The sequence below is a fragment of the Actinocrinis sp. genome (assembly GCF_035938995.1).
Taxonomy (GTDB): Bacteria; Actinomycetota; Actinomycetes; order Streptomycetales; family Catenulisporaceae; genus DASZGI01.
Genome location: NZ_DASZGI010000025.1, coordinates 1 through 8,555 on the forward strand (window position 1 = coordinate 1; position 8,555 = coordinate 8,555).

At 67.4% G+C, this 8,555-nt stretch carries 6 protein-coding genes; all 6 read left to right on the plus strand.

The window, feature by feature from the left end; genetic code table 11:
- The coding region (locus VGZ32_RS01495) for a discoidin domain-containing protein (RefSeq protein WP_326883927.1) at positions 1–2,016 on the plus strand (2,016 nt) is incomplete at its 5' end.
- A 998-nt stretch (positions 2,017–3,014) separates the two neighbouring features.
- Positions 3,015–3,776: a DeoR/GlpR family DNA-binding transcription regulator gene (locus VGZ32_RS01500; protein ID WP_326883928.1), complete on the plus strand. Its 762-nt coding sequence runs from the start codon at positions 3,015–3,017 to the stop codon at positions 3,774–3,776.
- A 149-nt stretch (positions 3,777–3,925) separates the two neighbouring features.
- Entirely contained in the window at positions 3,926–5,308 is a 1,383-nt protein-coding gene (locus VGZ32_RS01505) for a sugar ABC transporter substrate-binding protein (RefSeq protein ID WP_326883929.1), read from the plus strand.
- Positions 5,309–5,453: 145 nt separating this feature from the next.
- Positions 5,454–6,398 carry a sugar ABC transporter permease gene (locus VGZ32_RS01510; RefSeq protein ID WP_326883930.1) on the plus strand — a complete coding sequence of 315 codons (945 nt, stop codon included), beginning with the start codon at positions 5,454–5,456 and terminating at the stop codon, positions 6,396–6,398.
- Between the two features lies 1 nt (position 6,399).
- Positions 6,400–7,260 carry a carbohydrate ABC transporter permease gene (locus tag VGZ32_RS01515; RefSeq protein ID WP_326883931.1) on the plus strand — a complete coding sequence of 287 codons (861 nt, stop codon included), beginning with the start codon at positions 6,400–6,402 and terminating at the stop codon, positions 7,258–7,260.
- Positions 7,261–7,323: 63 nt separating this feature from the next.
- On the plus strand, positions 7,324–8,555 hold a 1,232-nt coding region (locus VGZ32_RS01520; RefSeq protein WP_326883933.1), incomplete at its 3' end, for a mannitol dehydrogenase family protein.

Consider the following 8,555-nt stretch of genomic DNA (forward strand, 5'->3'; position numbering starts at 1 on the left):
TCGGTCTACATCCTGTGGGAGCAGGCCTACGCGGCGACGTTCACGGTGCAGGTCTCCGCGGACGGCTCGACCTGGACGGACGTGGAGTCGGTCGACAACTCGACCCCGCTCGGCGATCGCGCCACCCAGACCGAGAACTTCCCGGCGCAGACGGCGCAATACGTGCGCATCCAGTGCGGCCTGCGGGCGACGCAGTGGGGCGATTCGATGTGGTCGCTTTCGGTGTTCAACACCGCCGGCGCCGCGACGACCGACCTGGCGCTGAACCGGACAGCGACGGCCTCCTCGGTCGACAGCGGCTCGAACGGCCCGGGCAACGCCGTCGACGGCAACCCGAACACCCGCTGGTCCTCGGCATATCAGGACAACCAATGGATCCAGGTGGACCTCGGCTCGCCACAGACCTTCGACCAGGTGGTCGTGGTCTGGGAGCAGGCCTACGCGATGACCTACACGATCCAGGTTTCCGACGACGGATCGACCTGGACCGACGTGCTCGACGTCGACAACTCGGTGACCCAGCTGACGATCAGCTGCAACGGCGTGAAGATCTTCTGCCGCGGCGGCAACTGGGGCTGGGACGAGCTGCTGCGCCGCGTGCTGCCGGACCGGATGGCGCAGACCGTCGCGATGCACCGGGACATGAACTTCACCATGATCCGCAACTGGATCGGAAGCAGCAACCGCGAGGAGTTCTACGCGGCCTGCGACGAGAACGGGATCCTGGTGTGGAACGACTTCTGGGACGACGGCTACTTCCCGGACGACCAGCCCGGCTACGTGGACCTGGCGACGGACACGATCCGCCGCTATCGGATGCACCCGTGCATCGCGGTGTGGTGCGGCGCGAACGAGGCCCCGCCGCCGCCGGACCTGAGCGCAGGGCTGAGAAACGCGGTCGCCACCGAGAACCCGGAGGTGTTCTACCAGGACAACTCGGCCGGAGCGCCGGTCAGCGGGCACGGCCCCTACCACTGGATCGACCCGAAGCAGTACTACGACAAGAGCACGTACGACACCAACGCCTTCGGCTTCCACACCGAGATCGGCATCCCCGTGGTCTCCGTGCTCGAGAGCATGCGGCACCTGGTGGGCGACGGGCAGGCGTGGCCGCCGAGCGAGGTGTGGAATTACCACGACTGGTCGGCGATCGGCAACCAGCAGGTCGGCACGTACCAGACGGCGATCGGCGACCGGCTCGGCGCCTCCGGCTCGCTTGCGGAGTTCTGTGCCAAGGCGCAGTTCGTCAATTACGAGAGCATGCGCGCGATCTTCGAGGCGTGGACCGCGAACCTGTGGCGGAACACGTCCGCGGTGCTGCTGTGGATGTCGCACCCGGCGTGGCACAGCACGGTGTGGCAGACCTATGACTACGACCTCGACGTCAACGGCGCGTACTACGGCGCCCGCAAGGGCTGCGAGCCGGTGCACGTCCAGGCGGACCCGACCAACTGGCGGACCCTGGCCGCGAACCACACGCCGCACGCGATCTCCGGCGCGACGATCAGTGCGAGCGTTTACGACCTCAGTGGCAAGCAGCTGAGTCATGCGCAGCAGAGTGTGGACATCGCCGCCGCGAACACCGCCTCCGGCCTCACCGTGGCCTGGCCCTCGTCCCTTCCGAACCTGCACTTGGTCCGGCTGGAGCTGACCGACGCGCGCAGTGCCGTCTTGTCGCAGAACACATACTGGAGGTACGGCACCGCCGCGGACATGCAGGCGCTGGGCAGCCTGGCGCAGACCCACCTGACGGTGCGGCTGAGCAATCGCAGCGCCAAAGGCTTGACCGCGGCGGTGACGAACAAGGGCCCTGTCGTCGCGGCGATGGTGCGCCTCTCGCTCCTGGACGGCGACGGGGAACGGGTTCTGCCCGCGCAGTACGGCGACAATTACCTGTGGCTGCTGCCGGGCGAGAGCCGGCAGGTGGCCGTCAGCCGCCCGGGCGGCGCCGCCCTCGGCGACGGGCCGCAGGTCGTCGTGCAGGCCTACAATTCGGCGGCCGTTTTCGGGCGATGAATGACCGGGCGCCTGCCAAGTCGGCGTGCGATGGGCGGCCTCCTATCACCGCTCACCGCCCGCCGCCTTGGCAGTGTCAGCGGCCAAGCGTTTCGCCGAGGACTACTCCGAAGCCGCGGTACTGCGGCGGGCCCAACAGCCGCCGCACCGGCGTTGCCGGATTAACGTCGAGCGTGACAGCCGGTCGGGCCCGGCGGCGAATCTCCGCTTCACCAGGTCCTCCGAGCGAGCATCATCCGTGTTGCGCACCGTGGTACGGATCTTGCGCGCTGGGGACATCCCGGTGATCCCTGCCTCGCGCACTACGACGCGGACAACCAGCTGACCAGCGTGACCACCTCGGCGGGCACGACGAAGTACGGTACGACCAGGACGGCAACCAGACCTCGGTCACGATCCCGCTGGGAGAGGCCAGACCTACATACAGCTTCGACGCGCTCGGCCAGGTCACCGGCGTCAGCTACAGCGACTGCACCCACCCCGTTGGCGGCATGTCCCGGTCGTTGTTACTGTCCGTGAGCGTGTATCGGTCGATTCTGCGCCGCGCCGCAGGAGGGGGTGTGTCGTTGACCAGCGCGGACGGGTTTTCGAGACCGGCAACTTCGCGAGGCGACTTCCCCCGTCAGCCCCGCCGAAGCCGCGATCGGATTACGGGCACTCCCTGGGCGTACCACGGGCTGAAACGGGCAGAATCGGGCGGTTCTGTTATCCGAACGAGACCACTTACGAGTTGCGGCGGTCCGTAACCCGAACGAAACTCGGCTCATCCGGGCAAGAACGGACCGGAAACCGCACCGGCCGGGAGTGTTTGGAAAGCAGCGTCGGACAAGGCCGTGGTGCATGACGCGTGCGATCGCAACGCGGAGGGTCGTCTGCAGACTGGTGTCTGTGGCCGATCCGCCAGCGCAGCGAGCGTGTGTGGCAGGCGTCGCGGACCCGATGGTGGTTTCCAGGCACGACCGAGGTGTCCGCTCGCGAGGAAGGGAGCGTCGCTCGGCATGTACGTGATCGAACGTCGTCAGATGCTTCTGGAGACCGCGCGGCGCGTCGGCCGGGTGGACGTCGCGCAGACCTCCAAGGAGCTCGGGCTGGCCCCCGAGACGATTCGACGCGACTTGAAGGACCTGGAACGGCAGGGCCTGCTACGCCGGGTGTACGGCGGCGCGGTCGCGGTTGAACGGCTGAGCTTCGAGAGCGCGCTGGCGGTGCGATCCACCCGTCATCAGGCGCAGAAGAGCCGGATCGCGGCGGCCGCGGTGACCTACGTGAAATCGGCGGAGTCCGTCTACATCGACGAGGGCTACCTGCCCTCGCTGGTCGGCGAGCATCTGCCCCCGGACCGGCCGCTCACGGTGGTGACCCCATCCCTGGCGACCGCCAAGACCCTGGTCGAACGCCCCGAGCTGACCGTGCTGATCGTCGGCGGGCGGGTCCGGGCGAAGACCCTCGGCGCCGTCGACCTTTGGGCGGTGTCGATGTTGGAGACCTTGGTGCTCGACCTCGCGTTCATCGGCGCCAACGGCATCAGCGTCGAGCGCGGGGTGACGGTGCCGGACAGCGCCGTCGCCGCGGTCAAGGCGATGGCGATGCGCGTCTCGCGACGGCGCATTCTGATCGCCGACAGCTCCAAATACGGCGTGGACTCGTTCGTCCAGTTCGCGCGCATGAAGGACTTCGAACGCTTCATCACCGACGACGGCCTGCCCGCCGAGCAGGTCGTGCACCTGCATGAAAACGGCATAGACGTCACCCGAGCCTGACGGAGGGACGGGGGCGGCCGACCCTGGCCGGCCGACCGCCCCCACCGCGCAGCCGAGGTCCCGGCAAAGAGCCCGCGGTCGCGCGCCCTCCCGACGACGGCACGCCCCTGAAGAACGCAGCGCCACCTATAGCAGGAGGAATTGAGGCCATGAGTCTAGCAAGCACGATGCGCCACCGTCGCGTGTGGCCCACGGCCGCGGTTGCGACGGCGCTCCTGGTCGCCATGGCGAGCTCGTGCTCGAACCCGAACGGTTCGCCATCCAGCTCGAGCGGCGGGGCGCAGACGATCACCGTCGCGGTCACCGCCAACCCGCTGATGACCACGATCGAGAAGTTGACAGCCGGCGGGTTCGAGGCGAGCCACCCGAACATCAAGGTCAAGTTCGTGACCTATGACGAGAACACCGAGCGCGCCGACGTGGAGAAGGACGTCGCGGCGCACGGTGGCCAGTACGACGTGGTGATGATCGGCCCGAACGACATCGCGAGCTGGGCCGCCAACGGCTGGATCGACAGCCTGGACTCGGAGGTGGCCGCCGACTCCTCGTACGACGTCGGCGACCTGCTTCCGCCGATCAAGTCCGCGCTGAGCTCCAAGGGCCGGCTGTACGCGCTGCCGTTCTACGGCGAGTCCTCGTTCATGATGTACAACAAGAAGATCTTCGCGGCGGACGGGCTGACCATGCCCGCCGATCCGACCTGGGCGCAGATCGCGGCGCTGGCGGACAAGGCCAACAACCCGTCGGCGAACGTGGCGGGCATCTGCCTGCGCGGCCTGACCGGCTGGGGCGACAACCTGGCCAGCCTCGACACCGTCATCAACACGATGGGCGGCGCCTGGTTCGACAAGAGCTGGAACGCGCAGCTGACCTCGCCGGCCACTGAGGCCGCGGTGAACTTCTACGTCAACCTGGTCAAGAAGGACGGCGAGCCGGGCGCGGGCAACGACAGCTTCAACCAGTGCCTGAACATCTTCCAGCAGGGCCAGGCGGCCATGTGGTACGACGCCACGGTCGGCGCCTCGACGGTGGACGCGTCCGGCAGCCCGATCGCGGGCCAGGTCGGCTTCGCGCCGGCGCCGGTCGACCTGACCAAGTCCTCCGGTTGGCTGTGGACTTGGGCGCTGGCGCTGGAGAGCTCCTCGAAGCACCAGAGCGCCGCCGAGCAGTTCATGAACTGGGCCACCTCGAAGCAGTACATCGAGTACGACGCCTCGAAGAACGGTTGGGCCGCGGTGCCGCCCGGCACCCGCACCTCGACGTATCAGAACCCGGCCTACCTCCAGGCGGCTCCCTTCGCGAACCTGACGCTGCAGGAGATCAACTCGGTGAACATCGACCAGCCGGGCGTGGCCCCGCAGCCGGCGCCCGGTGTGCAGTACGTCGGAATCCCCGAGTTCGAGGACTTCGGTCAGCAGGTCTCCGCACAGATCACCGCCGCGATCGACGGGCAGGAATCGGTATCGCAGGCACTGAGCACCAGCCAGACGATCGCCCAGCAGGCCGTGATCAACGCGGGCTACAAGAGCTGACCGCTCTCTCGCGCGGCCCGCACCCGCGCGAGACGTCCGGGTCCGCGCAGTCGCCCGCCGCCAGGGCGAGCGCGGACCCGGGATACGCGGAACGCGACCCGCGGCCGCAGCCCCTTGAGACCATCCCGCGAAAGGCCCCGCCGACGTGACTGTCCTGACCACCGCGCCGCGCAAGGTCGCGCTGTCGCCACCCCGACACGGACGGCGCGGCGCCGACTGGCTCAAGCGCCTGCCGCTGCTGCCGGCGGTGATCTTCACCGTCGTCGTCACGCAGATCCCGTTCGTGCTGACCCTCTGGTACAGCTTCCAGAAGTACAGCCTCAACTATCCGAACCGGCCGCGGCAGTTCCCGACCGTCGCCAACTACACGGCGGTCTTCTCGGACCCGGTCTTCCGGACCGCGGCACTCAACACAGTGCTGTTCACCGCGGTACCGGTGATCTGCTCGGTGCTGCTCGGTCTCGGCATCGCGATCCTGCTCAACCGGCGCGTGTTCGGCCGGGGCCTGCTGCGCACCCTGATCATCAGCCCCTTCCTGGTGATGTCCGCGGCGGCCGCATTGGTCTGGAAGTACTCGATCCTGGACACGACGTTCGGCGTGCTGAACTACGTGCTCAAGCCCTTCGGCGTGCACGATGTCAACTGGATCGGGACCCACTCGCAGCTGACGATCATCACGTTTCTGACCTGGCAGTGGACGCCGTTCATGGTGCTGATCATCCTGGCCGGGCTGCAGAGCCAGAACGAGGAGATGCTCGAGGCCGCCCGGGTGGACGGCGCGGGCCCGTGGCGCATCTTCCGCGCGCTGACCCTCCCGCATCTGCGGACGTACCTCGAACTGGGCATCCTGCTCGGCTCGATCTACATCGTGCAGGCCTTCGACTCGATCTTCCTGATCACGCAGGGCGGCCCGGCGACCGACACCACCAACCTGCCGTACTACATCTACCAAGTCGCGTTCCAGGCGTACGACATCGGCCGCGCTTCGGCCATGTCCGTGGTGGTGGTCGTCGCCACGATCCTCATCGCCACCATGGCGCTGCGCACGATCTCGTCCATCTTCAGCGACGAGGGAATGAGCCGAGGCTGATATGAAAGCACCGCTGACATTCGCCGACAGTCGCACCAGGGTCGGAACCCGGCTCGTACTCGGGCTGCTGACCTGGTTCATCGTCCTGGTGTTCTTCTTCCCGGTGCTCTGGATGGCGCTGACCGGGTTCAAGACCGAGCCCACCGCGAACACACCGACGCCGAAGTTCGTGTTCTCCCCCACCCTCTTCGAATACCAGTCGGTCTGGTGGGGGACGCCGGGCACGGCCGGGCTGCGCGGCTTCCTCGAGCACTCGATCGTGATCTCGATCGGCAGCACGATCGTCGTGATCGCGCTGGCGCTGCCGTGTGCCTACGCGCTCGCGATCCGGCCGGTTCGCAAGTGGCGGGACGTGCTGTTCTTCTTCATCTCGACGAAGATGCTTCCGATCGTCGGCGCGATCATCCCGCTCTTCATCATCGCCCGCGACCTGAACATCCTCGACACGCAGCGGCTGCTGATCGTGCTGTACACGGCGATGAATCTGCCGATCGCGGTGTGGATGCTGCGCTCGTTCCTGCTCGAGGTGCCGATCTCGGTCATCGAGGCCGCGCAGGTGGACGGCGCCAAGCTGCCACGCCAGTTGCGCTCGCTCGTGATCCCGCTGATCATGCCGGGCCTGGCGGCGGCCGCGTTGCTGTGCTTCATCTTCTCGTGGAACGAGTTCTTCCTCGCGGTGAACCTCACCACCACCAACGGCGCGACCGTGCCCATCTACCTGGTGGGTTTCGTCGCCCCGGAGGGCCAGTTCCTCGCCCACCTCTGTGCGGCGGCGACCGTGGCCTGTCTGCCGGTGCTGATCGCCGGCTGGGCCGCGCAGGACAAGCTCGTCCGAGGGCTGTCCATGGGCGCCGTGAAGTAAGCGCGGCACGCCGCCACGACTCCTCAGGTACTTCTCAGCCCTCGAATACAGGGAGGCTCCCGCATGCCCTCGCACCCGGCCGACGATCCGAGCGGCCTCCAGGCGGTCCTCACCGCCCCGACCGGCTACGACCGATCCGCTGTCACCGTGGGGATAGTGCATTTCGGCGTCGGCGGATTCCACCGCGCGCACCAGGCCGCGTACATCGACTCCCTGATGACTGAAGGGATGGCGATGGACTGGGGAATCTGCGGTGTCGGCGTCATGCCCTCCGATCGCGCGATGGGCCAGGCGCTCATCCCGCAGCAGGGCCGGTACACCCTGGTCGCCAAGCACCCCGACGGGACGCTCGAACCGCGCGTGATCGGCTCGATCGTCGAGTACCTCTACGCCCCGGACAATCCCGAACTGGTCCTCCGCATGCTCACCCGCGAGGAGACCCGGATCGTCTCGCTCACCATCACCGAGGGCGGATACAACTTCAACCAGGCCACCCACGAGTTCATCGCGGACGATCCCGGTGTCGTGGCCGACCTGCGGCCCGGGGCCACGCCCTCCACGGTCTTCGGCTACGTCGTCGAGGCGCTCGATCGCCGTCGACGCAGCGGGGTCCCCCCGTTCACGGTGATGTCCTGCGACAACATCCAGTCCAACGGCCACGTCGCGCGCGAGATGTTCACCGCGTTCGCCGAGCTGCGCGATCCCGAACTGGCGCAATGGATCACCGCGCGGGTGCACTTCCCCGACTCCATGGTCGACCGGATCACGCCATCGACTACAGACGCGGACCGCGAGCAATTGCGCACCGAACTCGGCATCGAGGACAACTGGCCGGTGATCTGCGAGCCGTTCACGCAGTGGGTGCTCGAGGACGACTTCAGCCTCGGCCGTCCGCCTCTCGAACAGGTCGGCGTGCAAATGGTCGACGACGTCGCGCCGTACGAGCTGATGAAGCTCAGGCTCCTCAATGCCAGTCATCAGGCCCTCGCGTATTTCGGGCATCTGCTGGGGCATCGGTACGTCCATGAAGCCGCCGTAGACCCTCGGCTCAAGCACTACATCCGGGTCTACATGGACACCGAGGCGACCCCGACGCTGCTCCCGGTGCCGGGGGTGGATCTGGACGCGTACAAGACCGAACTACTGGAGCGGTTCGCCAATCCCGGAATCCGCGACACGATCGCCAGGTTGTGCGCCGAGAGCTCCGACCGAATCCCCAAGTGGGTGCTCCCCGTGATCCGGCAGAATCTGGCCGGCGGCGGCCCGATCTCGCACGCGACCGCGATCGTCGCGAG